Annotated in this window: 22 protein-coding genes and 1 pseudogene; 7 read left to right on the top strand and 16 right to left on the bottom strand. The window is 71.5% G+C overall.

Annotated elements, in window-relative coordinates; genetic code table 11:
• The 4 genes from ABD211_RS21555 to murI form a co-directional block, all read right to left on the bottom strand.
• Positions 1 to 1,194: a glycosyltransferase gene (locus ABD211_RS21555; protein ID WP_344134816.1), complete on the bottom strand. Its 1,194-nt coding sequence runs from the start codon at positions 1,192 to 1,194 to the stop codon at positions 1 to 3.
• A 73-nt stretch (positions 1,195 to 1,267) separates the two neighbouring features.
• The gene (locus ABD211_RS21560; protein WP_344134819.1) at positions 1,268 to 2,440 is read right to left on the bottom strand and encodes a glycosyltransferase family 4 protein; all 1,173 of its coding nucleotides are present in this window, start codon (positions 2,438 to 2,440) and stop codon (positions 1,268 to 1,270) included.
• A 73-nt stretch (positions 2,441 to 2,513) separates the two neighbouring features.
• The gene (locus ABD211_RS21565; RefSeq protein ID WP_344134822.1) at positions 2,514 to 3,263 is read right to left on the bottom strand and encodes an MBL fold metallo-hydrolase; all 750 of its coding nucleotides are present in this window, start codon (positions 3,261 to 3,263) and stop codon (positions 2,514 to 2,516) included.
• A gap of 1 nt (position 3,264) precedes the next feature.
• On the bottom strand, positions 3,265 to 4,089 hold the full coding sequence (gene murI / locus ABD211_RS21570) for a glutamate racemase (protein ID WP_344134825.1): 825 nt from the start codon (positions 4,087 to 4,089) through the stop codon (positions 3,265 to 3,267).
• 207 nt (positions 4,090 to 4,296) lie between these two features.
• Here murI and ABD211_RS21575 point away from each other — a divergent pair, with 207 nt between their 5' ends.
• Positions 4,297 to 4,734, top strand: coding sequence for a hypothetical protein (locus ABD211_RS21575; protein WP_344134828.1), 438 nt, complete (start codon positions 4,297 to 4,299; stop codon positions 4,732 to 4,734).
• A 44-nt stretch (positions 4,735 to 4,778) separates the two neighbouring features.
• Here ABD211_RS21575 and ABD211_RS21580 read toward each other — a convergent pair whose 3' ends face one another.
• From ABD211_RS21580 to ABD211_RS21605, 6 genes are all read right to left on the bottom strand, one after another.
• Positions 4,779 to 5,729: a PLP-dependent cysteine synthase family protein gene (locus ABD211_RS21580; RefSeq protein WP_344134831.1), complete on the bottom strand. Its 951-nt coding sequence runs from the start codon at positions 5,727 to 5,729 to the stop codon at positions 4,779 to 4,781.
• A 4-nt stretch (positions 5,730 to 5,733) separates the two neighbouring features.
• Positions 5,734 to 6,084, bottom strand: a complete 351-nt coding sequence (locus ABD211_RS21585) for a MoaD/ThiS family protein (protein WP_344134834.1) — start codon at positions 6,082 to 6,084, stop codon at positions 5,734 to 5,736.
• A 63-nt stretch (positions 6,085 to 6,147) separates the two neighbouring features.
• Positions 6,148 to 6,633, bottom strand: a complete 486-nt coding sequence (locus ABD211_RS21590) for a M67 family metallopeptidase (RefSeq protein ID WP_344134837.1) — start codon at positions 6,631 to 6,633, stop codon at positions 6,148 to 6,150.
• A 38-nt stretch (positions 6,634 to 6,671) separates the two neighbouring features.
• Positions 6,672 to 7,163, bottom strand: coding sequence for a DUF2017 family protein (locus tag ABD211_RS21595; protein WP_344134840.1), 492 nt, complete (start codon positions 7,161 to 7,163; stop codon positions 6,672 to 6,674).
• A gap of 2 nt (positions 7,164 to 7,165) precedes the next feature.
• A complete protein-coding gene (clpS, locus tag ABD211_RS21600; RefSeq protein ID WP_344134843.1) occupies positions 7,166 to 7,456 on the bottom strand; it encodes an ATP-dependent Clp protease adapter ClpS in 291 nt (96 codons plus the stop codon).
• Positions 7,457 to 7,508: 52 nt separating this feature from the next.
• Positions 7,509 to 9,527 carry a protein kinase domain-containing protein gene (locus tag ABD211_RS21605; RefSeq protein ID WP_344134846.1) on the bottom strand — a complete coding sequence of 673 codons (2,019 nt, stop codon included), beginning with the start codon at positions 9,525 to 9,527 and terminating at the stop codon, positions 7,509 to 7,511.
• A gap of 204 nt (positions 9,528 to 9,731) precedes the next feature.
• On the opposite strand from ABD211_RS21605, the gene ABD211_RS21610 reads away from it, so the two are divergent.
• On the top strand, positions 9,732 to 11,030 hold the full coding sequence (locus ABD211_RS21610) for a nicotinate phosphoribosyltransferase (protein WP_344134849.1): 1,299 nt from the start codon (positions 9,732 to 9,734) through the stop codon (positions 11,028 to 11,030).
• Complete coding sequence (locus ABD211_RS21615) at positions 11,027 to 11,584, top strand: isochorismatase family protein (protein ID WP_344134852.1); 558 nt, start codon at positions 11,027 to 11,029, stop codon at positions 11,582 to 11,584. Before ABD211_RS21610 ends, ABD211_RS21615 begins: the two co-directional genes overlap by 4 nt.
• Positions 11,585 to 11,754: 170 nt before the next feature.
• On the opposite strand, the pseudogene ctaD reads toward ABD211_RS21615, so the two are convergent.
• Together ctaD and ABD211_RS21625 are read right to left on the bottom strand one after the other, a co-directional pair.
• Positions 11,755 to 13,398, bottom strand: a pseudogene (gene ctaD, locus ABD211_RS21620) (aa3-type cytochrome oxidase subunit I); the annotation flags it as partial.
• 225 nt (positions 13,399 to 13,623) lie between these two features.
• The gene (locus ABD211_RS21625) at positions 13,624 to 14,613 is read right to left on the bottom strand and encodes a hypothetical protein (protein ID WP_344134855.1); all 990 of its coding nucleotides are present in this window, start codon (positions 14,611 to 14,613) and stop codon (positions 13,624 to 13,626) included.
• 170 nt (positions 14,614 to 14,783) lie between these two features.
• On the opposite strand from ABD211_RS21625, the gene ABD211_RS21630 reads away from it, so the two are divergent.
• From ABD211_RS21630 to ABD211_RS21640, 3 genes are all read left to right on the top strand, one after another.
• Entirely contained in the window at positions 14,784 to 15,563 is a 780-nt protein-coding gene (locus tag ABD211_RS21630; protein WP_344134858.1) for a VOC family protein, read from the top strand.
• Positions 15,564 to 15,640: 77 nt separating this feature from the next.
• Positions 15,641 to 16,447 carry an SAM-dependent methyltransferase gene (locus tag ABD211_RS21635; protein ID WP_344134861.1) on the top strand — a complete coding sequence of 269 codons (807 nt, stop codon included), beginning with the start codon at positions 15,641 to 15,643 and terminating at the stop codon, positions 16,445 to 16,447.
• The gene (locus tag ABD211_RS21640) at positions 16,444 to 18,219 is read left to right on the top strand and encodes a putative bifunctional diguanylate cyclase/phosphodiesterase (protein WP_344134864.1); all 1,776 of its coding nucleotides are present in this window, start codon (positions 16,444 to 16,446) and stop codon (positions 18,217 to 18,219) included. The genes ABD211_RS21635 and ABD211_RS21640 overlap by 4 nt, the downstream gene beginning before the upstream one ends.
• A 151-nt stretch (positions 18,220 to 18,370) precedes the next feature.
• On the opposite strand, the gene ABD211_RS21645 is transcribed toward ABD211_RS21640, so the two are convergent.
• Positions 18,371 to 18,712 (bottom strand): hypothetical protein, encoded by a 342-nt coding sequence (locus ABD211_RS21645; protein WP_344134866.1) that lies wholly within the window; start codon positions 18,710 to 18,712, stop codon positions 18,371 to 18,373.
• 194 nt (positions 18,713 to 18,906) lie between these two features.
• Here ABD211_RS21645 and ABD211_RS21650 point away from each other — a divergent pair, with 194 nt between their 5' ends.
• Positions 18,907 to 19,386, top strand: a complete 480-nt coding sequence (locus ABD211_RS21650; RefSeq protein ID WP_344134869.1) for a pyridoxamine 5'-phosphate oxidase family protein — start codon at positions 18,907 to 18,909, stop codon at positions 19,384 to 19,386.
• Between the two features lies 1 nt (position 19,387).
• Here ABD211_RS21650 and ABD211_RS21655 read toward each other — a convergent pair whose 3' ends face one another.
• The 3 genes from ABD211_RS21655 to ABD211_RS21665 form a co-directional block, all read right to left on the bottom strand.
• Positions 19,388 to 21,919 (bottom strand): ATP-dependent 6-phosphofructokinase, encoded by a 2,532-nt coding sequence (locus ABD211_RS21655; protein WP_425560483.1) that lies wholly within the window; start codon positions 21,917 to 21,919, stop codon positions 19,388 to 19,390.
• A 1,005-nt stretch (positions 21,920 to 22,924) separates the two neighbouring features.
• Positions 22,925 to 24,121: a lytic polysaccharide monooxygenase gene (locus ABD211_RS21660; RefSeq protein ID WP_344134875.1), complete on the bottom strand. Its 1,197-nt coding sequence runs from the start codon at positions 24,119 to 24,121 to the stop codon at positions 22,925 to 22,927.
• A gap of 313 nt (positions 24,122 to 24,434) precedes the next feature.
• A complete protein-coding gene (locus tag ABD211_RS21665) occupies positions 24,435 to 24,728 on the bottom strand; it encodes a cellulose binding domain-containing protein (protein ID WP_344134879.1) in 294 nt (97 codons plus the stop codon).
• Positions 24,729 to 24,810 lie beyond the last annotated feature (82 nt).

The raw sequence follows: 24,810 nt of genomic DNA on the forward strand, positions 1-24,810 counted from the left end.
TCACGCCACCGCGGGACCCATCGCGCCGTCGACCGGACGGCCGTCGCCGAGCGCCGCCGCGGGCCGGCGCTGCCCGGGCAGCACCACGCCGCCCTCGGCCAGGCCGTGCGCCGCCAGGAAGCCCGCGGCCGAATCGGACCAGCCGAACAGTTCGGCCCGCGCCCGCGCCGCCGCCCGGCACTGCGCCGCCGGCCGCGACAGCACCTCCCGTACTCCCGCGGCGAAGTCCGCGCCGGTCACCGCGACGCCCGCCGCGCCGACCACCTCGGGCAGCGCGGACGCCGCGTCCACCACCGCCGGCGTGCCGCTGGCCAGGGCCTCCAGCGCGGCCAGGCCGAACGTCTCCACCGGGCCGGGGGCGATGACCACGTCCGCGGTGGCCAGCAGCGTGGCCACCTCCCGCCGGTCACGCAGAAAACCCAGGAAGCGTACGGGCAGGCCGTCGGCCCGCTCGCGCAACGCGCCCAGCAGCGGGCCGTCGCCCGCGACCGCGAGTGTGGCCCGCACCCCGGCGGCCCGCAGCGCCGCGAGGGCGTCCAGCGTCCGGTCGGGCCGCTTCTCGGGCGACAGCCGGGAGACCGTCACGAGCAGCAGCTCGTCGTCGCCGGCGAGCGTGCGCCGCAGGGCGGGGCTGCGCCGGGACGGGTGGTACGCGTCGAGGTCGACGCCGAGCGGCACCCGGCGCAGGTTCGTCGCGCCGATGCGCCGGAACTCGGCCGCCGCCCACTCGGTCGTGGCGACCACCGTGTCGAACGCGGCGGCCGTGCGGCCGTTGAGCCTGTCCGCGATCGCCGCCGCGCGCTTCGGCGGCAGGCGCCACACGTCCAGTAGGCCCGCGAGGCTCTCGTGCGACACCATGAGTGACGGCACGCCGTGCCGGCGGGCCCACGCGCCCGTCCAGCGCAGCGTGGTGCGGTCGGAGACCTCCAGCCGGTCGGGACGCAGCCTGGCCAGCAGCGCGGCCACCCGGCCCGTCCCGATGAGCAGCCGGTAGCCGCCCGTGCCCGGCACCGCGAGGCCGGGCAGGGTGATCACCCGTCCCGCGTCGGTCATCTCGTCGCCGGCCCGCACGCCGGGGATGACCAGGACGGGCTCGTGACCCGCTGCCGTATAACCCTCCCCGAGGTGCTGCAGGCTGGTCCGCAACCCACCCGAGGTGGGCGTGACGAAGTTGGCGAGCCGAACGATCCTCATGCCGTCACCTCCGCCGGGCTCCGGCGCCGCCATGAGGCAACCCTGAACCGAAGATTCACTCGCTGACACTCGCTCATGCCGTCACCGCCAGCGCCGGCGTGGAGGTGGGGCGCGCGGCCGGGGCGCGGCCCCAGCGGTAGGCGAGGACCGACTCGTAGTGGCTGATCAGTTCGTCGCCGACGGCGGCCCACGTGCGGCCCTCGACCAGGGTCCGACCGGCCGCGCCGTAGGCGGCGCGCAGCCCGGGGTCCGCGGCCAGGCGCGCGATCGTCTCCGTCAGGGCGGCCCCGTCACCCGGCGGCACCAGCTCGCCGGTCACGCCCGGCTCGACCAGGTCGAGCGGGCCGCCCGCGGCCGGCGCGACCACGGGCACGCCGCTCGCCGACGCCTCCTGCACCGTCTGCCCGAACGTCTCGTGTGGACCGGTGTGCACGAACACGTCCAGGCTCGCGTACAGGCGGGCCAGCTGCTCGCCGTGGCGCTCGCCGACGAACCGCGCCCCGGGCAGCGCCTTCGCGAGGCGCTTGCGGGCCGGGCCGTCGCCCACGATCACCAACCGGACGCCGGGCAGCCGCGCCACGCCCGCGAGCAGGTCCACCCGCTTCTCGGCGGCGAGCCGTCCCACGTACCCCACGATGATCTCCCCACCGGGAGCCAACGCGGCCCGCACCGCGTCGCTGCGTTTGCCGGGGTGGTAGCGGACGGCGTCGACGCCGCGCTGCCACAGCCACACCCGGCGGATGCCCTGCGCCACCAGGCTGTCGGCGGTGCTCGTCGACGGCGCCAGCGTGCGGTCGGCGCCGTTGTGCACGGCGCGCAGCCAGGCCCACGCCGCGGCCTCGCCGATGCCGAGCCGGTACAGCCGGGCGTACGCGGGCAGATCGGTCTGGTAGACCGCCACGGTGGGCAGGTCCAACTGGTCGGTGAGCACCACGCCGCGCGCGCCGAGGGCCACCGGACTGGCCAGGTGGACCAGGTCCGGCGCGAAGTCGCGCAGCGTGGTGGTCAGCTTCGCGCTGGGCAGCCCCAGCCGGAATCCCTTGTAGGCCGGCAGCGGCACCGAAGGCACCCGCATGACCGGAAACCCGAAGGCCCCCGGATAGCCGCGCGCGGTCAGGCCCGGGGCGGGCGCGATCACGAGGGGCTCGTGGCCCCGGGCCACCAGGTGCTCGGCGACGCGGACTACCGAGTTCGCGACTCCGTTGACATCAGGCGGGAACGACTCCGTGATGATCGCGATGCGCATATCCACACGGTGGACGCTTCCGCCGTGCTCGGGTCGACGGGAGATTGACGAACGGTGAAACGGCCGGCCAAAACTAGACCGTGAAGCGTGCGCCGGGGCGGGCGACCTCCACCGGACCGTGGTAGGTCGTCTGGGCGGCCTCCAACGTCCGCGCCTCGCTGCCCCAGGCGACCACGAGGTGGGTGAGCACCAGCAGGCCCACGTCCGCCTTCGCCGCGATCTCGCCGGCCTCGCGGCCGGTCAGGTGCAGGTCGGGCGGGTTCTCCTCGCCGTCGAGGTAGCTGGCCTCGCACAGGAACAGGTGCGCGCCCTCGGCGAGCCGCTCCACCGCCTCGCAGGGGGCCGTGTCCGCCGAGTACGTCAGGACGCGCCCCTCGTGCTCCAGACGCACCCCGAAGGTCTCGATGGGGTGGTTGACGCGGTCGACGGTCACCGAGAAGGGGCCGATCTCCAGGGTGCCGGGCTCCAGGACGCGGAAGTCGTACACGTCGTCGAGCGGGCCCTCGTTCTGCTGGGCGTAGCTCGCCCCGATCCGCTCGGCGGTGGCGGCCGGGCCGTAGACGGGCAGCACCGGGTACGGGCCCTCCGGGGCGTACCGGCGCACCACGACGTAGCTGACCGCGTCGAGGACGTGGTCGGCGTGCAGGTGGGTGATGAGGATCGCGTCCACGCACTTGAGGCTCGCGTAGCGCTGTAACGCGGTCATCGACCCCGGCCCGAAGTCGAGCAGCAGTCGGAACCCGTCGGCCTCCACCAGGTACGCGGAACAGGCCGACTCGGGTCCGGGGAAGCTTCCCGCGCACCCGAGGATGGTCAAGCGCATGTCATGCCGCCGCTCCGTAGCTTGTGGCCGGCCCGCTCGGGCGGGCGGTCACCGGGACGTCCCGGCCGAGGAAACGCCGGGCGAGCTGCGCGAAAGGCGCCTGGTCGCCGGTGGCGATGAACCGGTGCACGGGGGGCGCCTGGGCCTCGGGGCGCAGCAGCCCCCGGTTCGTCAGCACCCGGTAGACCTCCTTGGCCGTCTCGTCCGCACTGGAGACGAGCGTGACCTCGGGACCCATGACCAGCCCGATGAGGCCGGAGAGCATCGGATAGTGGGTGCAGCCAAGCACCAGCGTGTCGACCTGGGCGCGTTGCAGCGGCTCCAGGTACGACTCGGCGAGGCCCAGCAGGGCCCGCCCGGAGGTGACGCCGCGCTCCACGAAGTCGGCGAAGAGCGGACAGGCGACGCTCGTGACGTGCACCTGCGGGGCGGCGGCGAAGGCGTCGGCGTACGCACCGCTGTTCACGGTGGCTGTGGTGCCGATCACGCCGACCTGACCGTTACGGGTGGCGGCCGCGGCCCGGCGCACGGCCGGCCGGATGACCTCGATCACCGGGACCTGGTAGCGCTCGCGCGCGTCGTGCAGGCACGCGGCGGCCGCGCTGTTGCACGCGATCACCAGGAGCTTCACACCGTCGGCGACGAGCTTGTCGAGGCACTCCAGCGCGTAGCGGCGCACCTCGGCGATGGGCTTGTCGCCGTACGGGAAGTGGGCCGTATCGCCCACATACCGCACCTGCTCGTGCGGGAGCTGGTCCAGGATGGCTCGGGCGACCGTCAATCCACCGACCCCTGAGTCGAAGATCCCGATCGGTGCGTCCGCCACGCAGCGGAGCCTACGCCGGCCAGGACCGGTTTTATGAGCGCTCGCACGGGACGTGTCACGAACGCGACACCCGATACCTGCCGTTACGCAGGGTATTGTCGCGCGTTGCACTCCATGGGCGTGCTGCCTATCGTCACACAGCAGAGGTACGCACAGCAGGGAAACGCCCGCTGAACAACTGCGGACCGGACCGGAAACGGAGACGACGTGGCTACCGATACCCAACCCCAGGTGACCGGACGCCCCACCGACACCGCGGCCCGCGTGCCCACCCAGCCGCACTCCGCCGACCTGTCGATGACGGGCCTGCACACGGCCCTCAAGGATCATCCCATCGCCCCCGCGATCCGGGTCTCCCGGAACGAGGACGCGCCGCGCCTTCGCCACCTCGTGGCCGCGAGCGTCTGGGCCGCCCTGCTGGGCGTAGTGGGCCTCGCGATAGGGCTGCGGGGCTTCGTCGGCGTGCTGGCCGGCGACGCGGCGAGTTGGTACGAACCGACGATCATCACGCTCGGCGTGGTCGGCATCGGGCTGACCGTCGGTGGCTTCGCCACCATCCACCGGCACCGGGCACCCTGGGTGCTGCTGGGCGCCGCGTCGGTGACCCTGCTCGCCGGCCTGGTGTCCACGATCAGCGCCTTCTGACAGCTCGGGCTCCGGTCGCGGGTGGGCGACCGGAGCCACGAAGCTCAGGCCCAGAGCTGGCCCTCGAGCGCGTTCTCCGCGTCGGCGAGCGTGCCGCCGTAGGCGCCGGTCGACAGATACTTCCAGCCGCCGTCGGGGACGAGGAACGCCACGTCCGCCGAGCGGCCGGCCTTCATCGCCTCGTGCGCCACGGCGAGCGCCGCGTGCAGGATCGCGCCCGTGGAGAACCCCGCGAAGATGCCCTCGACCTCCACCAGTTGGCGGGTGCGCAGGACGGCGTCGCGGGTGCCCACCGAGAACCGGCGGGTCAGCACGGAGGCGTCGTACAACTCGGGGACGTACCCCTCGTCGATGTTGCGCAGGCCGTAGACGAGCTCACCGTAGCGGGGCTCGGCCGCGATGATCTCCACCTGGTCGAGCTTGGCGCGCAGGTAGCGCCCGACACCCATGAGTGTGCCCGTGGTGCCGAGGCCGGCCACGAAGTGGGTCAGCGTCGGCAGGTCGCGCAGCAGCTCCGGACCCGTCGTCTCGTAGTGCGCCCGCCAGTTGGCCTCGTTGGCGTACTGGTTGAGCATGACCCAGTCGGGGTGCTCAGCGGCGATCTGACGGGCCTGCGCGACGGCGGCGTTCGACCCGCCGGCGGCCGGCGAGAAGATGATCTCAGCGCCGTACATCCGGAGCAGTTGGGTCCGCTCGGCGGAGACGTTCTCCGGCATGACGCACACCAGCCGGTAGCCCCGGAGCTTGGCGACCATGGCCAGGGCGATGCCCGTGTTGCCGCTCGTCGGCTCCAGGATGGTGTCGCCCGGCTTGATCCGGCCGGCCTTCTCGGCCTGCCGGATCATCCAGATCGCGGGGCGGTCCTTCACGCTCCCGGTCGGGTTGCGGTCCTCGAGCTTCGCCCACAGCCGGACCTCCGGCGACGGGGACAGCCTCGGCAACCCGACCAGGGGCGTGTCGCCGCACGCGTCGAGCAGGTTCTCGTAGCGTGCCATGGGTCTAGAACCGCTGGCTGGCCAGGCCCGCGTCGGAGAGCGGGCGGCCGAGCAGCGCGGCGGCGGCCAGGAGACCGAGCGCCCCACCGGCCACGGCGGGCAGGATCGTCACGGTGTCACCGTCGTTGAGCTTCGCGTCGAGCGCGCCGAGGAAGCGCACGTCCTCGTCGTTGACGTAGACGTTGACGAACCGGTGCAGACCGCCCTCGGGGGTGATCAACCGGCCGCGCAGGCCCGAGAACTTCGCGTCGAGGTCGGTGAGCAGGTCGGCGAGGGTGTCGCCGGCGCCCTGCACGGCCTTCTCGCCGCCGGTGTAGGAACGAAGAATGGTGGGGATGCGAACTTCGATGGCCATGGTTCTACAAACTCCTTGATCGGGTTTCGTCGGACGGAGATGACTACGGGGGCCTGAGAAAGATCAGGCGCGACACTCGTAATCGACCGTCGCCGGGCTCTGCCCGAACATGTAGGACTGCACTGCCACGGGATCCACGATCGCATTGAGGACGCGGACCGGTTCCTCGGTCACCTCGCCGTCCAGAATGCGGAACGAGCGCACCTCCGCCGGGCCCGGATCACGCGTCGAGACCAGCAGATAGTGGGCATTCGGCTCGCTGGCGAGATTGATGTCCGTGCGGGAGGGGAACGGCTCGGTGGCGGTGTGCGAGTGGTAGATCACCACCGGCTCCTCGTCGCGGTCGTCCATCTCGCGCCACACCCGCAACTGCTCCATCGAGTCGAAGCGGTAGAACGTGCTGGACCGCTCCGCGTTCTCCATGGGGATGTGCCGTTGCGGGCCCTCCTGGCCGGCGGGCGCGGCAACCACGCCGCACGCCTCGTCCGGGTGGTCCCGGCGGGCGTGGGCGACAATCGCCTCGAGAACCCCCGCATCGATGCTCAGCACGCCGACTAGGCTACCTCGCCCTTGTTGATCAAGAAACCCTAGTCCATCAGGGCGTCGACCAACGAGCCCTGCAAACCGGTCAGATACCCGTACACCGCCAGTTGCCGGACCCGGTTCGACGTCGGGTCGGCCGCCACCGCGTCGTCGATCTCGGCCTCGAAGTCGGTGTCGTCCCGGATGTCGAGCCGCAGGCCGAGCGCGAGCCGCATGTCTGTGAGCCCGCGCACCCACACGTCCGCCGACTCCTCGGTCAGCCGGACGTCGCCGCCGTTGCGGGGCAGGTCCGCGATCATCTCGCTGAACCCGGTGACCTTGGCCAACCGGAGGTCGTCCTCGGTCAGCTCCCGCATCTCGGCAGCGGCCTCGGGGTCGTTGCGGTACATGTCCGGGAAGAGCCGCGCCACCACGGGGTCGTCGCGGTCCGGGTCGTCGCCGAGCAGCTCGGTCAGCTGCGCCGCGCACTGGCGCAGCACCTGCGCGGCATCGCGGTCGATGTGCGCCACCAGCTCGGCGCCGTCGCGGTAGAACATCACTACTGCTGATCCACCGTCGCCCACAGGCCGTAGCCGTGCAGCGCGGACGCGTCGAACTCCATCTTCTCGCGCGCCCCGGACGAGACGACCGCCTTGCCCTTGTGGTGCACGTCGAGCATGAGGCTCTCCGCCTTCTCCCGGCTGTAACCGAACAGCTTCTGGAAGACCCAGGTCACGTACTGCATCAGGTTGACCGGGTCGTTCCAGACAATGGTGACCCAGGGCCGGTCGGCACCGGGCACCTCGTCGACGTCGGGTGTCTCGGTCGGCACCGCGAGTGGAGTCGCCACGACACCATCCTACGAACTCCGGCCGCGACAGCGCAGCGGCGCGGGTGGCCGGTCACGTCCGGGCGAGCAGCGCGGCCGTTATCGAACGGGCGTACTGGCTGCTGACGGCGTCCGGCACGCCCGTCTGGGCCGGGATGCCGTGCCGGCCCAGATGCAGTCCCATGCCGCCGTGGGAGTCGAGCTCCAGGTGCATCCCCACGCCGGTGGGGATCTTCGCGCGCGGCGGCAGGAGGACGACCGGGTGCACCCCGACCTGCGCCGCCGTCGGGCCCAACAGCCCGCGCGGCACGCCGCCGAGCTGGTCATCGAGCACGGCCACCACCCGGGGCCGGGTCCGGGCACTGCGCCGCCGGGTCTCGACCAACGCCCGCAGCGCGGCGCCGAGCGCCTTCGCGTAGCGCCGGCTGTAGATAGGGCCGGTGTCCGGCCCCACCAACGGCAACGCCCGTGCGTGCGGCAGCTCGGCCAACCACGACCAGTCCTCGCGGGCCAGCGTGGACACGGTCCCCACGAGGGACAGGTCGCCGGGCGCGTAGAGGGCGGCCAACTGGGTGACCATGCGCCGCACCAGGCCGGCCACCACGTCGAGCTCGCCCCGCACCGCCAGCGGGTCGACGCCGCCGACCTTCACCGCGATCGGCCCCGGCGGCGTCCCGTGCTTCCAGCCGACCCGGACCATGAGCTCGTTGTCCTTGCCCACCGTCCCGTGCTCCGGCAGCCCGCGACGGGCCAGGTAGGTGACGGCCAGCGGGTCCAGCCCGACCCAGCCGGGCTCCGGATCCCCGAACGGGTCACGCCACGGTTCGGCGGCCGAACGCACCTGCAGCAGCGTCGACCGCACCGACACCACGTCGCCGGGGCGCAGGTCGCGGCCCTCGTCGGCGGGCAGCCCGTTGACCCGCGCCGGCCCGAAGGGCGCGAGGAACAGACCGCTCGGCTGCACCTCGACGCGGGCGTCGTGGCCGGCGCCGGGCAGCTGCAGACCGACCTCCGGGACGGTGAGCACCTCGCCGGCGCCCGGCCCGCCGATCACCGCGAGCACCGGCGGCGGCGTCGTCATGCTGCCGCGCAGCAGCGGGTTGCCGACCACGGACGGCGGGGGCACGGCCGCCGGCGGCCCGCTGACGGGCTGGGGCGCGGGCTGCGGGACGCGCTGCCGCACCAGGGGCATGGTGGGCCCGTCGATGAGGTCGACCGACGGCGCGGGGACCCCCGACAGCACCTTGGTCAGCGCCGCGATGAGGTCCGAGCACGTCGGGTACCGCCGGTCGGCGGTCTTCGCGAGGGCACGGGCGAAGACCGCGTCGATCTCGGCGGGCAGGTCCGGCCGGATGTCGCGGATGCGCGGCGGCGGCAGCGTCAGGTGGGCCGAGATCGTCGCGACCTGGCTGTCGCGCACGTACGGCGGATGCCCCGTCAGACACTCGTACGCGACGCAGGCCAGCGCGTACTGGTCGCAGGCGCCGTCCAGCGGCTCGCCGCACAGCTGCTCGGGCGAGCAGTAGGCCACCGTGCCGACGAACTCCCCCGGCGCCGTCAGCCCCTGCGGCTCCATCCCGACGACCTTGCTGATCCCGAAGTCGGTGATGAAGGACCGGTCGTCCGGCGTCACCAGCACGTTGCTGGGCTTCACGTCCCGGTGGATGATCTTCGCGCCGTGCGCCACGTCCAGCGCGGCCGCGACCGGGCTCAGCAACGCCACCGTGCGGGCCAGGTCGAGCGTTCCGTGCCGCTCGATGACGGCCGCCAGGTCCGCGCCCTCGATGTACTCCATCGCGAGGTACAGCAGGCCGTCCGCCTCGTCGGCGGTGTAGATGGTGACGATGTGCGGGTGCCGCAGCTTCGCCGCGGACAGTGCCTCAAGGCGTAGCCGCTGCCGGTAGACGGGGTCGCTCGCGTAGTGGCGGTGCAACACCTTGACCGCGTCGACGCGGTCGAGCATCCGGTGCCGGCACAGGTAGATCTCCCCCATGCCACCGGCCCCGAGGCGCTGCAGAACCTCGTATGCGGCGAACTGGACACCGGGCGCGAGCTCGGCATCACCGTCGCCGCCCGCGCGGTGTCTGCTCACGGCGAGCGCCCTTCACTGTCTGTCCAGCACGGACCCGGTTGATGGACGGTTCTACAGACCTGGATGTTCCTGCCTGCGTACACGCCGCCACGGTGGGTGGTTGAGCTGAGCCACCGAGTGTACGGGTTCCGTCGCCGGGCATGGGGGTGGGCGTCACAGATCCGATCCACCCGCCAGCCGTGTGTGACCGCCTAGGCTGGAGCCGTGACAGGCCCTGATACCGCGCTCCTGACGGACCACTACGAACTGACGATGGTGAGTGCCGCGCTGCGCGACGGAACCGCCGATCGACAGTGCGTCTTCGAGGTCTTCGCCCGGCGCCTGCCGCCCGGTCGACGATATGGCGTGGTCGCGGGCGTGGGACGGCTGCTCGATCTCGTCCGCGGCTTCCGCTTCACCCCGGAAACTGTCGAGTTTCTGCGGCGCGCGGACGTCGTCGACGAGGCGACGGCGGCGTGGCTGCTCAACTACCAGTTCAAAGGCGAGATCAGCGGGTACGCCGAGGGAGAGCTGTTCTTCCCGGGTTCCCCGATTCTGACGGTGTCCGGCACGTTCGCCGAGTGCGTGGTGCTGGAGACCCTGATCCTGTCGGTCCTCAACCACGACTGCGCGATCGCGGTCGCCGCGGCCCGCATGGTCACCGCGGCCCGCGGCCGGCCCATCATCGAGATGGGCGGTCGCCGCACCCACGAGGAGGCGGCCGTGGCCGCGGCCCGGGCGTCCTATCTGGCCGGCTTCGCGTTCACGTCCAACCTGGCCGCCGGCCACCGGTACGGCATCCCCACGGCGGGCACCGCGGCGCACGCCTTCACCCTGCTGCACGCCGACGAGCCGTCCGCGTTCGCCGCCCAGGTGGCCGCGCTGGGCAAGCAGACCACGCTGCTCGTCGACACGTACGACATCTCGCAGGGCATCCGCAACGCCATCGAGGTGGCCGGGCCGGCGCTGCGCGCCGTGCGCATCGACTCGGGCGACCTGTCCGTCCTCGCGCAACAGTCGAGAGACCTGCTGGACTCCCTCGGCGCGACGGACACGAAGATCATCGTCTCCGGCGACCTCGACGAGTACGCCATCGCGGCGCTCGCGGCCGAGCCCGTCGACATCTACGGGGCCGGCACGGCCGTGGTGACCGGCTCCGGCGCGCCGACCGCCGGCCTGGTCTACAAGCTCGTCGAGGTGGACGGGCAGCCGGTGGTCAAGCGCTCGGAGAACAAGGGCACGGTGGGCGGCCGCAAGACGGCCGTACGCCGGCACAAGCCGACCGGTACGGCGACCGAGGAGATCGTGGTCTCGCAGGGTACCGCCGACGCCGCGCCGCACGACCGCGCGCTGCAGCGCGTCTTCGTCCGCGACGGCGAGGTCCTGCCGGACGTGCCGACCCTGTCGGAGTCGCGGGAGCATCTGCGCCAGTGCCTGATCTCCATCCCGTGGGAGGGTCTCAAGCTCTCCGCCGGCGACCCCGCCATCCCGCTGACCGTCATCCCCGCTAGGAGTAAGCCGTGACCAGGGCCCTGATCATCGTCGACGTGCAGAACGACTTCTGCGAGGGCGGCTCGCTGCCCGTTACCGGGGGCGCGGCCGTCGCCGCCGCCATCTCCGCCGTCCTGCGCGAGGAGCCCAGGCGCTGGGACCACGTGGTGGCCACGAAGGACTACCACATCGACCCGGGCGCCCACTTCGGCAACCCGCCGGACTACGTCGACTCCTGGCCGGCCCACTGCGTGGTGGGCACGGGCGGCGTCGACTTCCACCCGGAGCTGGACACGGACAGAATCGAGGCCGTCTTCGAGAAGGGCCAGCACGCGGCGGCCTACTCCGGCTTCGAGGGCCTCTCCGGCAGCATCGGCCTGGCCGCCTGGCTCCGCATGCGCAACGTCGACGAGGTGGACGTGGTCGGCATAGCGACGGACCACTGCGTCAAGGCCACCGCCCTGGACGCGGCGAAGGCGGGCTTCACCACCACCGTCCTGCTTCCCCTGACGGCCGCCGTCTCCCCCACCACCAGAGAATCCGCCCTCACCACCATGCGCTCCGCGGGAGTCACCCTCGCGCCATAGGCCTGCTGCGGCGGGTAAGTGCCCCCAGGGCACTTACCCGCCGCAACTCTCAGGCAGGGTTACTTTTCGCCGGCCGTTTCGCCGCTGGGGGGTTCTGTGGTGGTGGCGGGGGCGGTGCTGATCGCGTCCCTGGCGTGGATGCTCAGGGTTGCTTCCCGGCTGGTGTCGACCGCCAGGTTGGGGAACTTGGCGTCGAACGCCGGGCGCTCGGAGCGGATGCGGGGCATCCGGTCGAAGTTGCGCAGCGGCGGCGGGCAGGAGGTCGCCCACTCCAGGGAGTTGCCGTAGCCCCAGGGGTCCTCCACGTCGACCGTGCGGCCGGTGACGTAGGACTTCCAGACGTTCCACAGGAACGGCAGCGTGGAGATGCCCGTGATGAAGGCGCCCACCGTCGAGATCTGGTTGAGGGTGGTGAAGCCGTCCTGCTCCAGGTAGTCGGCGTACCGGCGCGGCATGCCCTCGGTGCCCAGCCAGTGCTGCACCAGGAACGTGGTGTGGAAGCCGATCGTGGTGAGCCAGAAGTGGACCTTGCCGAGGCGCTCGTCGAGCATGCGGCCGGTCATCTTCGGGAACCAGAAGTACACGCCGGCGTAGACGGCGTAGACGATCGTGCCGAAGAGCACGTAGTGGAAGTGCGCCACCACGAAGTACGTGTCCGACACGTGGAAGTCGATCGGCGGGGCCGCGAGCAGGACGCCCGACAGGCCGCCGAAGAGGAACGTCACCAGGAAGCCGATGGAGAACAGCATCGGCGTCTCGAAGGTGAGCTGCCCCCGCCACATGGTGCCGATCCAGTTGAAGAACTTCATGCCGGTCGGCACGGCGATGAGGAAGCTCAGGAAGCTGAAGAACGGCAGCAGGACCTGGCCGGTGGCGAACATGTGGTGCGCCCACACGCTCATGGACAGGGCCGCGATGGCGATGGTGGCGCCGACGAGGCCCTTGTAGCCGAAGATCGGCTTGCGGCTGAAGACCGGGATGACCTCGGAGACGATGCCGAAGAACGGCAGCGCCACGATGTACACCTCGGGGTGGCCGAAGAACCAGAACAGGTGCTGCCAGAGCATGGGCCCGCCGGTGGCGGGGTCGTAGACGTGGGCGCCGAGGTGCCGGTCGGCGGCGAGCGCGAGGGCGGCCGCGGCCAGGATCGGGAAGACCATGAGCACCAGCAGGCTGGTAATCATGATGTTCCAGGTGAAGATCGGCATCCGGAACATCGTCATGCCGGGCGCGCGCAGCGTCAGGATCGTGGTGATCATGTTGACGGCGCCGAGGATCGTGCCGAGGCCGGAGATGACCAGACCGATGATCCACATGTCGGCGCCCGGGCCGGGCGAGTTCGTGACGTTGGTCAGCGGCGTGTAGGCGAACCAACCGAAGTCGGCCGCGCCGCCCGGCGTGATGAAGCCGGCGGTGGCCAGCGACGCACCGAACAGGTACAGCCAGTAGGCCAGCGAGTTGAGGCGAGGGAAGCTCACGTCCGGCGCGCCGATCTGCAGCGGCACGATGTAGTTCGCGAAGGCGAACACGATCGGCGTCGCGAAGAACAGCAGCATGATCGTGCCGTGCATCGTGAAGAGCTGGTTGTACTGCTCCGGCGACAGGAACTGCAGCCCGGGCTTGAACAGCTCGGCCCGCATGAGCAGCGCCATGATGCCGCCGACCATGAAGAACACGAACGACGTGACCAGATACATCAGGCCGATCTGCTTGGCGTCCGTCGTCCGCAACAGGCGCGCGAAGGCCGAGCCTTTGACCGGCTGGTGAACCGGCCACGGCCGGGTCACGATCGGCTTCGGTGCAACCGTGGTCACTCGGGGCCTCCTGGGTCACCTGTCGTACAAGATCTGAGGCGTACCTCGGACGCAGAATAATCCCTCGGCGTCACAGGGATCCCACGGGGTCACAGGACTCGCCAGTGCCAAATCACGACCCGCCGCTCGCGCTGGTCCGCAGCGGCGTCTCCGCGTCCGGGATGCCCACGGCCGTCAGATCGGCGGCCAGCGTCGGGCCGATGTTCACGAGACTCCGCAGGTCGGTCATGGCGAACCCTCCTCCGCGACGACCGGCGCGACCCGTTCCACCTTACGGAGCCGCAGGCCGAGGGCGCTGGCGGCGATGAGCACGGCCCCGCCGACGACCAGCACGCTGGCGCCGGCCAGGGCACCCTCGGTCAGCTCGTTGACCAGCTCCGGGACGAGCACGGTCAGCCCGATCACGCCGGCGATCAGCAGGACCAGTTCGCGTACCCGGTGGTAGAGCACGAACGCGCCCACCGCGACGCCGAACCCGAGCGAATAGCCCAGCCACGGGTACTCGTCGATCGCGAACTGCGGCCCGACCAGCGCGGTGGCCAGCCCGATCGCCAGTCCCAGCGCGACCGGACGCACCAGCCGCGCGACGGCCGCCAGGCACCAGAGCAGGCCGCCGAGGACCGTCACGACCGCTGTCGTCGCCTCGGTGGTGCCGGCCCGGCCCAGGCCCGTGGCCAGCACGCCCAGGCTCATCACGGCCATCATCACGACGCCGTAGGGCGTGTCCGCCAGGGCGTAGGCGGCCACCGCGACGACCAGGCCGGCGATCAGGCCGACGAGCGGGTCGTCGTCGACGTCGGCCACGGTCGAGACGGCGAAGGCGACCGGCACCGCCGCGGAGGTCAGCAGCGCACCCACGACGCGCCGCCGCGCACCCGTCGGACCACGGCCGACCCTGATCAACCGCCCGCCCGCCAGTACGAGGGCCGCGACGACGAACAGCACGGCCAGGCCGCCCAGCACCGCGGCCCGGCCCTGGCGGGTCAGGTCCCCCCAGCGTTCGCCGAGGACGATCGCGATGCCGCCGGCCATCAGGCCGCCGCCCACGTAGCCCGCCGCCTCCAGCAGCCAGGACACCTGCCGGGCGACGGCCTGCGGGGCGGGCCAGAGCGCGCCGCGCACGGCACGCGCCTGCTCCTCGGTCAACTGGCCGGTGTCGGTGAGTTGACGCAGGGCGGCGTCCTGCGCCGGCGTGGGTTGCGCGCTCTCGGTCATGGCGGGAACTCCTCGGCAACGGCGGGTGCGACCCATTGTCGATGAACGGTCCACCACATTCAGTTGGCGTGAAGCTTTTTCGTCGACAAACAACGAGACCTTCGTACGAATGCGCGCACTTAACAGAGGCGTAACGTCCCGGGAATCGTCACGCTGGGAAGGGATGCGGCATGCGCGTGCGTGGGTACCCGCCGGCGGCTCTGTGCTGGGTGGACCTGTTCTGCCCCGATCTGACCCTCGCGAGCGCGTTCTACGGCTCCCTCCTCGGCTGGACGAACGCGGGCGACCCGGCCGACGGCCGCCTGGACTTCCGGCTGGGTGACCTGGTCGCTGCCGGCGCGACGGCTGCGGGTGGTGGTCCCGCGTCCTGGGTGGTCTTCGTGAGTACGGACGACCTCGACGCCACCGTCGCCGCGGTGACCGCGGCCGGGGGCCGCGTCGTGACCCCGCCCGCCCAGGTCGGCACCCGGGGGCGCGCGGCCATCTGCGCCGACCCGCAGGGTGCCGTCTTCGGCCTGTGGCAGCGGGCCACTTTCGCCGGTTCACAGGTGCAGCGGGTCGCTGGCGCGCCGTCCTGGAGCGAGCTGTGGACCCGGGACACCGTCAGCGCCGCCGCCTTCTACAAGGAGGTCTTCGGCTGGTCCGAGCGCACCGGCGAACTGGCCGCGTCGGTCGACTACGGCGAGTTCTACACGGGTGGCCGCACCGTGGGCGGGTTGATCGCGATCACCGACGAGATGCCGGCCGAGCTGCCGCCACGCTGGGGCGTCACCTTCGAGGTCGACGACTGCGAGGCGGTCGCGGCGCGCTGCCGCGACCTGGGCGGCTTCGTGGCCGTGCCGCCGGTGTTCGTCGACGTCGGCACCGCCGCGTTCCTGGTGGACCCCCTCGGCGCCCTGTTCGGCGTCTTCCAGCCGATTCCGGAGCTTCTCGACGCGCCACCGAACTAACGAGGGCTTCGTCCGTCTGGCGGATCTTCACCTGGAACAGGCACAATAGCGGTGATCATCCACGTCGAGGGGACGGTATGGACCGACCGGACTGGGCACCCGAAGACATTGACATGGAGCGGCCGAGCGCTGCCCGGATGTACGACTACTACCTGGGCGGCAGCCATAACTTCGCCGCCGACCGGGCCGCGGCGCAGCAGGTGCAGGCGGTCATCCCGGACGTGTCAGTCAGCGCCCAGGCAAACCGCACCTTCCTGCGGCGCGCGGTCCGGTTCCTCGTCGATTCCGGGGTACGCCAGTTCCTCGACATCGGGTCGGGGATCCCGACGCTCGGCAACGTGCACGAGATCGCCCAACAGGCCGATCCCGCGTCCCGGGTGGTGTACGTCGACATCGACCCCGTGGCCGTCGCGCACAGCCGGCGCATTCTCGCCGGGAACGACCACGCGACGGCGATCCGGGCCGACGGCCGTCAGCCCGACACCATCCTCGGACACCCCGAGGTGCGCGCGCTGCTCGACTTCGAGCAGCCGGTCGCGATCATGATGGTGGCGATGCTGCACTTCGTGTCCGACGACGACGATCCGGCGGGCATGGTGCGGGCCCTGCACGGCGCCGTGCCGTCGGGCAGCTATCTCGCGCTCAGCCACGGCACCGACGACGCCCGGCCGGGCGACGGCGCCATCGGCATGGCCATCTACCGCAACACCGCCAACCCGATCACGCTGCGCACCCGGGCGCAGGTGACCGCCCTCTTCGACGGGTTCGAGCTCGTGCCGCCCGGGGTGGTGTGGGTGCCCCAGTGGCATCCCGACTCGCCCGATGAGGTCGGCGAGAACCCCGAGCGGACGGGCGTACTGGGCGGGGTGGGACGCAAGGAATGACCGGTGGCGCACCCGGGTCTCCCGGGCCCGGGGTGACCACGTTCGCCCGGGCCTGGGCGAAGGCCGTCACCGGCACGTCCTACGTGCCACTGGCGCTGGCGGAGGTCGAGACGTACCTCGGCGGGCTGGCCGGGCGGCTGGCCACCGCCCTGACCGCCGAGCCGTTCAGCCCGCGCGCCGGCTACGACATCGGCGCCGAGCTCGTGGCAGCCGACTTCGCCGCGGCCGAGACGCTCGGCCGCACCATCGAGGTGACTCAGCTGCGCCTGCTGCACGACCTGGACCTGGCCACACCGGACGCCGCCGACCGGCTCGGTCGGCTGCTCGGGGCGCTGGCCACCGGGTTCACCCGGGCCGTGCGCGACCGAACCCTGGACGAGCAGGAGACGATCCGGCAGGCCGCCCTGGTCGCCCGGGTGCAGGCCGAGCAGGCGCTGCGGGCCAGCGAGGCACGGTTCCGCCACCAGGCCACCCACGACCCGCTCACCGGGCTGCCGAACCGCGCCCTGTTCGGCCACCGACTGGCCGAGGCCCTCGGCCAGAACGGCGAGGGCCGGGTCGGGGTCTGCTTCATCGACCTCGACGGCTTCAAGGTCATCAACGACAGCCTGGGGCACGGCATCGGCGACCGGCTGCTCGTGGCGATCGCCGCGCGGCTCGGCCAGCACGTCGCCACGCACCGCCAGCTGGTGGCGCGGATGGGCGGCGACGAGTTCGTCGTCCTCGTCGTCGACCCGGCGGACACCGACGAGCTCATCGCGGTCGCCGAGGAGGTGCTCGCCGCGGTCGCGGTGCCGGTCCACATCGACGGGCACGAGCTGGCGGTGACGGCGAGCATCGGCATCGCCGAGTCGCCCGCCGCCGGCACGGACCCGACGGGCCTGATGCGGGCGGCGGACATCACGCTCCAGTGGGCCAAGTCGGCCGGCAAGGGCCGGTGGGCCCTGTTCGACCCCGCCCGCGACGACCTCGAGATCGCCCGGTACGCCCTGTCGGCCCAGATGCCGGCGGCCCTCGAACGCGGCGAGTTCGTCGTGGAGTACCAACCCATGGTTTCGCTTTTCGAGACGACGCTGGTGGGGGTGGAGGCGCTGGTGCGCTGGCGGCACCCGCGCCTGGGCCGGCTGTCGCCCAGCGAGTTCATCCCGCTGGCCGAGGAGACGGGGCTGATCCTGCGGCTCGGCTACACCGTGCTGGAGGAGGCGTGCGGGCAGGCCGCGCACTGGTGGCCCGAGGCGAAACCCGAGGGGTTCATCAGCGTCAACCTGGCGGTGCGGCAGGTGCACGACCCGGGCCTGGTCGACAAGGTGCTCGGCATCCTCGGCCGCACCGGCCTCGACCCGGCGCGGCTGCAACTGGAGATCACCGAGAGTTCGGTGATGGGGCCGGACACCGAGCCGATCGCCGCCCTGCGCGACCTGGCCGCGCGCGGCATCCGCATCGCCATCGACGACTTCGGTACGGGCTACTCCAACCTCGCGTACCTGCGCCGCCTGCCGGTGCGCGAGCTGAAGATCGCCGGAGAGTTCGTCACCGGCCTGCGGTCGGCCGACGCGACCGGCAACCCGACCGACGAACGGATCCTGGCCACCCTGGTCTCCCTGGCCCACACGCTGGGCCTCACGGTGACCGCGGAGGGAGTGGAGACGACCGCTCAGGCCGACCGGCTGCGGGCCATCGGCTGCGACGCGGCCCAGGGCTGGCTCTACGGCCGGCCCGGTCCGGCGGACACGATCGGCGGACTGGTGGAGGCCGGGTCGGGTCTGGCCTGATCAACGCCACCACAACATTGATCAGGCCAGACCACTGGAGACCGGTGCCCGGCGCCCTGTCCGACGCCACCACTCGTCAGGCGGGGCGTGCGCCGCGGGCTGTCCGGTCTCCGGTGGGTCAAGTCCTAGGACTGCCCGGAGGTTCCCGGCGTCAGGCGACCAGCGCGAGATCGGCGTCCGGGGTCGGCTCGGTCTCGATCGCGGCGATCTCGCCGCCCGCCCGGTCCAGCGCGGCCAGCAGCTCCTCGTCTGCGCCGACCAGGAGCAGGCACTTGTCGGGCGCGGAGAGCAGCGACCCGGGCCCCTTGAGGGCCGCGGCCAGCGCCTCGACGTCCGTCACCTGCGCCGCGACAAGGTTGACCACGACGATGTTCGCGGTCCGCGCGACCGACGTCATCTCCTCGGCCAGCCGCTCGACTGCGGACGCGGACAGGACCCCTGCGGGCCGCAACACGGCGGTGAGCCAGAGGTCGTCGTTGTTCGTGATCGTCATGCCAGGGCTCCTAACTGGTGGGCTGCGACGTTCCACAGCACCTAGCGGGCATGTCATTTCCCGTCATCCTGACCACCAAACCCGCGTGGGGTCTGTGATGCGGCTGGGAATCAGCCATGAGTGGGAGATGGGACGCCGGGTGTGTGATCGGCCACATCACGTTACGATCGGGACTCCCGAGCGCTGGAGGCCACGTGGTGACGCCCAACGCCCGCACTGTTCTGGAAGAACAGGTGACGACCGGAAAGGTCATGCAACTCGCCACACTGGACGACGACGGTTCGCCGTACGTGTGCAACGTCTGGTTCGCCAGTGCCTTTACTCCGGACCGCCTGTGGTTCATCTCCCGACCCACCCGGTTCCACTGCGCCAACATCCGCAACGACGAGCGCGTCGCGGGTGCGATCCTCGCCATCGAGCTCGACGCCCTCGGCCAACCGGTCCAGGGCGTTTCGTTCAAGGGCACGGCCCGCGAGCTACCCACTACCGGTATCAACGATCAGATCCACCGGTACGTGACGCGCTGGCCCAAGGCCGGGAACGCGATCGACCCGGCCCGGCTGGCCAGCGGCGAGGCGCACCACCGGGTCTACGAGATCGCGGTCACCGACTGGGTGCTCTACGACGAGGCCAACTTCGGTAGGACGCCGCGCCAGGAGGTCCCCCGGGCGTAGGTCAGCCGAACCGGGGTGGCTGGTTGGTCGCCTCCAGCACGGTCATCCACAGGTCACCCTCGGGGTCGACCTGGTTGCGCGAACTGATGGCCAGCGCCATCGGGATGTGCACGAACCGGCCGTGCCAGCGACCGACCACCATCTCGGTCCGGCCCGCCATGGCCGCGTGCACGGCCGCGTGCGCGAGCCGGATGCAGTACACGCTGTCGTACGGGTTGGCCGGCACACTGCGGATCGCGTAGCTCGGGTCGATGTACTTCAGGTTGACCTCGGTGTCGGTGCCCCGGAAGTGGTCGAAGATGCGTTGGCGCAGGTAGACGCCGAAGTCGTGCAGCTTCGTGTTGCCCGATGCGTCGGCACCGCGCGGCTCGTGCTGCAGGTACTCCTGCCCCGCCCCCTCGGCGACCACGACGACGGCGTGCCCGCGATGGGTGACCCGCCGACGCAGGTGGGTCAGGAACCCGCCCTCCCCGTCGAGCGCGAACGGCACCTCGGGGATGAGCACGTAGTCGGCGTCGTTGTTGCCCAGCGCCGCGTAGCAGGCGATGAAGCCCGAGTGCCGGCCCATGAGCTGCACGAGGCCCACCCCGTTGGGCACGGCGCGCGCCTCGACGTGCGCCGCCCGGATCGACTCGGTCGCCTTGCCGAACGCCGTCTGGAAGCCGAAGCTCTGGTCGATGTAGGGGATGTCGTTGTCGATCGTCTTCGGCACCCCGATGACGGCGATCTTCCGGCCGCGCTCGGCGATGACCTCGGCGATGCGCAGCGCGCCCCGCATCGAGCCGTCGCCGCCGATGACGAACAGCACGTTGAGGCTCAGCTGCTCCAGGCAGTCCACGATCTCGTAGGGGTCCTGCTGGCCGCGTGAGGTGCCGAGGATCGTCCCGCCGTACTCGTTGATGCCGCTGACCACCTCCGGCGTCAGGTCGACGACGGTCCGCCCATATTTCGCAATGAACCCCTGATAACCGTTCCTAAACCCATAAATCCGTTGTACGCCGTACCGGTTGGTGAGTTCGAGCACGATCGCCCGGATCACGTCGTTCAGGCCGGGGCACAGCCCGCCGCAGGTGACGATGCCGACCCGGGTCTTCGACGGGTCGAAGAAGATCTTTCCGCGCGGGCCGCCGGGCTCGAAGCCCGGCAGCTCCTCGGCCTGGACCCCGCGAGCGGCCACCATCGCGCGGGTGTCGTCGAAGAGCACGAGGTCAGCCTCGTCGACGTAGTGCAATGTGGACCGACGGTTCTGGACCAGCGACCCGAAGGGCGACTCGATCCGGCAGGCGCCGAGGGTCTTCACCGAGAGGTCCAGCGCGTCGGTCATAGCCGAACCGTGCAACATCATCCGGGAGCGCGTCAAGCGGTCGTTCGGACCGCAACGCGGTGGAAACACGCTGGTGACGAAAGGGACCGGGAGCGGTCNGCCCGTCAACTCGACGACCGTGATGACGATCGGCTCGTCGGCGGGCACCTTCGTGCCGGCCTTGATGGACTGCTTCGTGACCTTCCAGTCCGGCTGGACGGGCACGCCCGGCCCATCGAACGTCACGTCCGTCAGGCCCGCGTCCGCCAGGATCTTCTCCGCCTCGGCGACCGTCTTGCCGATGACGCTCGGCACCGTCACGGTCGGCTTCGGCTCGGCGGTGCTGTCACCAGGGGCTGCGGTGTCGGTCGGCGTCGACGTGGCCCCGCCCGCGCTCGGCGTCGCCGCCGGGCCGCCGGAGGCACCCGCGCTCGCCGTCGCGGCCACGCCGCCGGTCGTCGTGGCGCCCGCGCCCGCCGTGGCACCGTCGGTCGTACCGGCACTCGCGGTCGCACCGGTGCCGCCGGTGGCCGTGGCGCCCGGAGCGACCGTGACGGTCGCCGTCGGGGTCACCACCGCACTGGTGTCCTTGTCATCCTGGAACCAGGTGATGAACCCGAGCCAGCCGCAGAGCAGGCACAACAGGAGCAGGAGAAGGAGCAGCAGGAGGAGCAGCCACTTCTTGCGACCCTTCTTCTCCTCGGGCTTCTTCGGCTCGCCCGCAGCCGCGTCACCAGCCGGCGGGGTCGCGTCCTGGGGGGTCGCATCCTGGGGCTTGGCGTCCTGGGGCTTGGCGTCCTGGGGCTTGGCGTCCTCGGACGAAGCGGCCGCGGCTGCGGCAGCCGCCGCACCGGCCGCCACCGCCGTAGCGCCGGCAGGCGCGGACTCGGGCTCGGGCTCCGGCTCGGGCTCGGGCTCGCGTTCCGGCTCGGGCTCCGGCTCCGAGGTATCCGCCGCGTCAACCGGCGGTGGCGCGTCGTCGGCCTCCGCGGCTACGTCGGTTGTCGCGGCGCCGGCGACCAGGCCGGCGGCCACGGCGGGGGCGGCCGTGTCGTCCGACTCGTCGAAGTCGTCGTCATCCTCGTCGGTGTTGGGAATGGCGTCGAGTTCCTCCTGCGTCAGGACGATCCCGGCGGCCGCGGCGGCTTCCGCCGCCCGTCGCCGGCGCCCGCGCATGAAGCGCCCGCGGTGATCACGCGGCGGGATCCGCCGGCCATCGGCCATGACCATGGCAGGCGTGGTGGGCTCGGGCCCTTCCTCTTCCTCGTCCGCAACCGGCTCGGCACTTTCTGCGCTCGTCGCCCCGGCGGCGGCCGCCTCGGACGCGGGCGCCGCCAGCACGTTCGTCTCAGGCTCGGCGGGCGTCTCCACCGCCTCGACCGGTGCCGCCAACGTCGTGGTCTCGGGCTCAGCGGCCGCCTCAGGCTCGGCCGGTGCGTCAGGCTCAACGGGCGTCTCAGGCGCGTCAGGCTCAACGGGCGTCTGAGGCTCGGCAGGCGCCTCTGCCGCTTCGACCGGCGTCGTGGTTTCGGGCTCAGCAGGCGCCTCTGCCGTTTCGACCGGCGTCGCCAGCGTCGTGGTCTCGGGCTCGGCAGGCGTCTCGGGTCCGGAGGCCGTGGCGGCCTGGTCGGCTGCGGCGTCCGGCTCGGTCGGCAGGGAGGTGGTGGCCGGCTCCGCGTCGGCGGGGGTGTCGGCGTCGGCGGGCGCGGCGGGCGGTTCCGCGCTCTGCCGCGAAAGCTCGGGGGGCCCTTCGAGCGGCCCGGCGAGATGGGGGTTGGTCACGGAAGCCTCTCAGGTCCTCAGTGCACGAGTAGCACCGGCACATGATGGCGCTTCCCCCCGACATGGTCACCGGCTCACCAGCCGAAGCAGCACACCCGAACGGGCACCCCCGAACGTGTGGCCCGACAACCATCCCCAGCACGTCACCACATGCGCACACATGGTGAACCACAGGCGCCAGAGCCCCGCCACATGTGCACATGTGGCGACCGCGCCACGGTTCCACTCGCCACATGTGCACTCTTGGCGAACCCCACCACCCACCCCCCACATGTGCGCATCTGGCTAGAACCGCGCGATCTTGGGACGAAACCGTTGCCCTGGCGGCGTTTTCTTCCCAAGATCGCGCGGCGGCGTGGAGAAGCCGCGCAGGCGCGCACGCGTGGCGACAGGGCGGAAAGGCCGTGGCCCGGCACCGAGGATCGGTGCCGGGCCACGGGTGGTGCGACGTCGTCAGGCGAGCGTGCAGCTGACCTTCGGAGCGTCGTTGGTGCCGTTCCAGGAGCCGAGGAAGCCGAACGACGTGCTGGCGCCGACGCCCAGCGAGCCGTTCCAGGAGACGTTCGTAACGGTCGTGGTCGAGCCGCTCGTGGTCCCCGTTCCGTTCCAGACCTGCGAGAGCGTCTGGCCGTTGGCGAACGTGACCGTGGCCCGCCAGGAGCTGGTCGGGCTCGCACCGTTGTTCTTGATGGTGACCTCACCCTGGAAGCCGCCCGTCCACTGGCCCACGGACTTGTACGTGGCCTGGCAGCCGATCGGGTTGACGCTGGTCACCACGCCGGTGGTGACCGGGGCCCGGCTGGTCGGGCCGGCCGTGGTGACCGGGGCGCGGGTGGTCGGTGCGGCGGTGGTCACCGGCGCACGCGTGGTGGGCCCGGCCGTGGTGACCGGGGCGCGGCTCGTCACGACGGCCGAGGTCGGCGCGGCGGAGGTCGGCGCCGAGGTGGCGCCGGTGCCCGGGTCGCCGACGCCGGTGACCTGGCCGGTGCCGCCGTCGAACACGACGTCGGAGCAGCCGTAGAAGGTCTCGCTGCTGTCCGTGCGCGCCCATACCGAGTAGATGATGTGGCGGCCGGTCAGCCCGGTCGGCAGCGTGGCGTTCCAGTAGTACTCGCCGTTGCCGTTGGGAACGGTCTCGTTCCACGTGTCGAACGGCTGGGACTCAAGGTCGTCCCAACCGAGCTCGGCGGTCGGGTCGAAGCCCGCCTTGGTCACGTAGAGCCGGAACTGGCCCGGGTGCGGGGCCCACGCGTTGTAGTGCACCTGGAAGGTGCCGCCGGCGGTCAGGTGCGTGACCGGCCAGTCGTTACGCATCACGTCGAAGGCGGCGAACTTCGTATTGCCGCCGCTGCACAACTGGCCGTCGGGGATGAAGCCCGACATGCGGCCGGCCCCGTCGGAGCGCAGCACACCGTAGAAGTCCCAGATGGGCTGCTTGCCGCCCACGGCGACCGCGTTGACGCACGCCGGGTTGATCGGCGTGATGTCGCCGCCCTTGAGCAGGCCGTCGAGGTAACACATGTAGGTACGGCTGGCCGGGGCGGTCGCCGCCCCGTGCGCGAGCGCGCCAGCCGGGTTGACGAAGACCGCCAGCCCGGTGGCCGTGACGACGGCGGCCGCGAGTACGGCCACCCTGCGTCGCAAGTTCACAAACGTTCCCTTCTCGTGGCGCAGCTGCCGGTCGAGGTGCGGCGGGCCGGCATCTGCCGTGTGGCGAGCGCCCGGATACGCATCCGTCATGGGACGGCAGTGCAGAACATGTCGTGGCGCGATCGAGTCACCGAGCAGTCCCGGTGTCGGCCGCGATGGCCCGCAGGCGGCTCCCCCGACCTGCAAGAAAATGGTCCGACCGCATTGCCCGGCGGTGGACCTTCATCGATATTGCACCATACCTGGATGGCGTTCGCCAAGCGAACAGTGGCCCGGGCCACTGCCGGCCCGGGCCACTGTTGACTATCGGTTACTACGACAGGACGCAGGTCACCGTCGGTGCGCTGAACGAACCGCTGATCGTGCCGAGGAAGCCGAATACCGTGCTGGCACCGCCGCCGAGGCTGCCGTTCCAGCTCGCGTTCCTCACCGTCGTCACGGACCCGCTCGACGAGCCCGTGCCACTCCAGACCTGGGTGACCGTCTGGCCGCTCGGCGAGGTCACCGTGGCTGTCCACGCGCTGGTGGTCGTACTCCCGTTGTTCTTGACCGTGACCTCGCCCTGGAAGCCGTTGCTCCATTGGCCCACGGTCTTGTAGGTGGCCACGCAGCCGCCACCACCGGTGGGCCCGGAGGTCGGCGCCGCCGAGGTCGGCGGACGCGAGGTGGGCGCCGCCGAGGACGGGGCC

It is taken from the genome of Luedemannella flava (genome assembly GCF_039528515.1).
In the GTDB taxonomy this organism is placed as follows: domain Bacteria; phylum Actinomycetota; class Actinomycetes; order Mycobacteriales; family Micromonosporaceae; genus Luedemannella; species Luedemannella flava.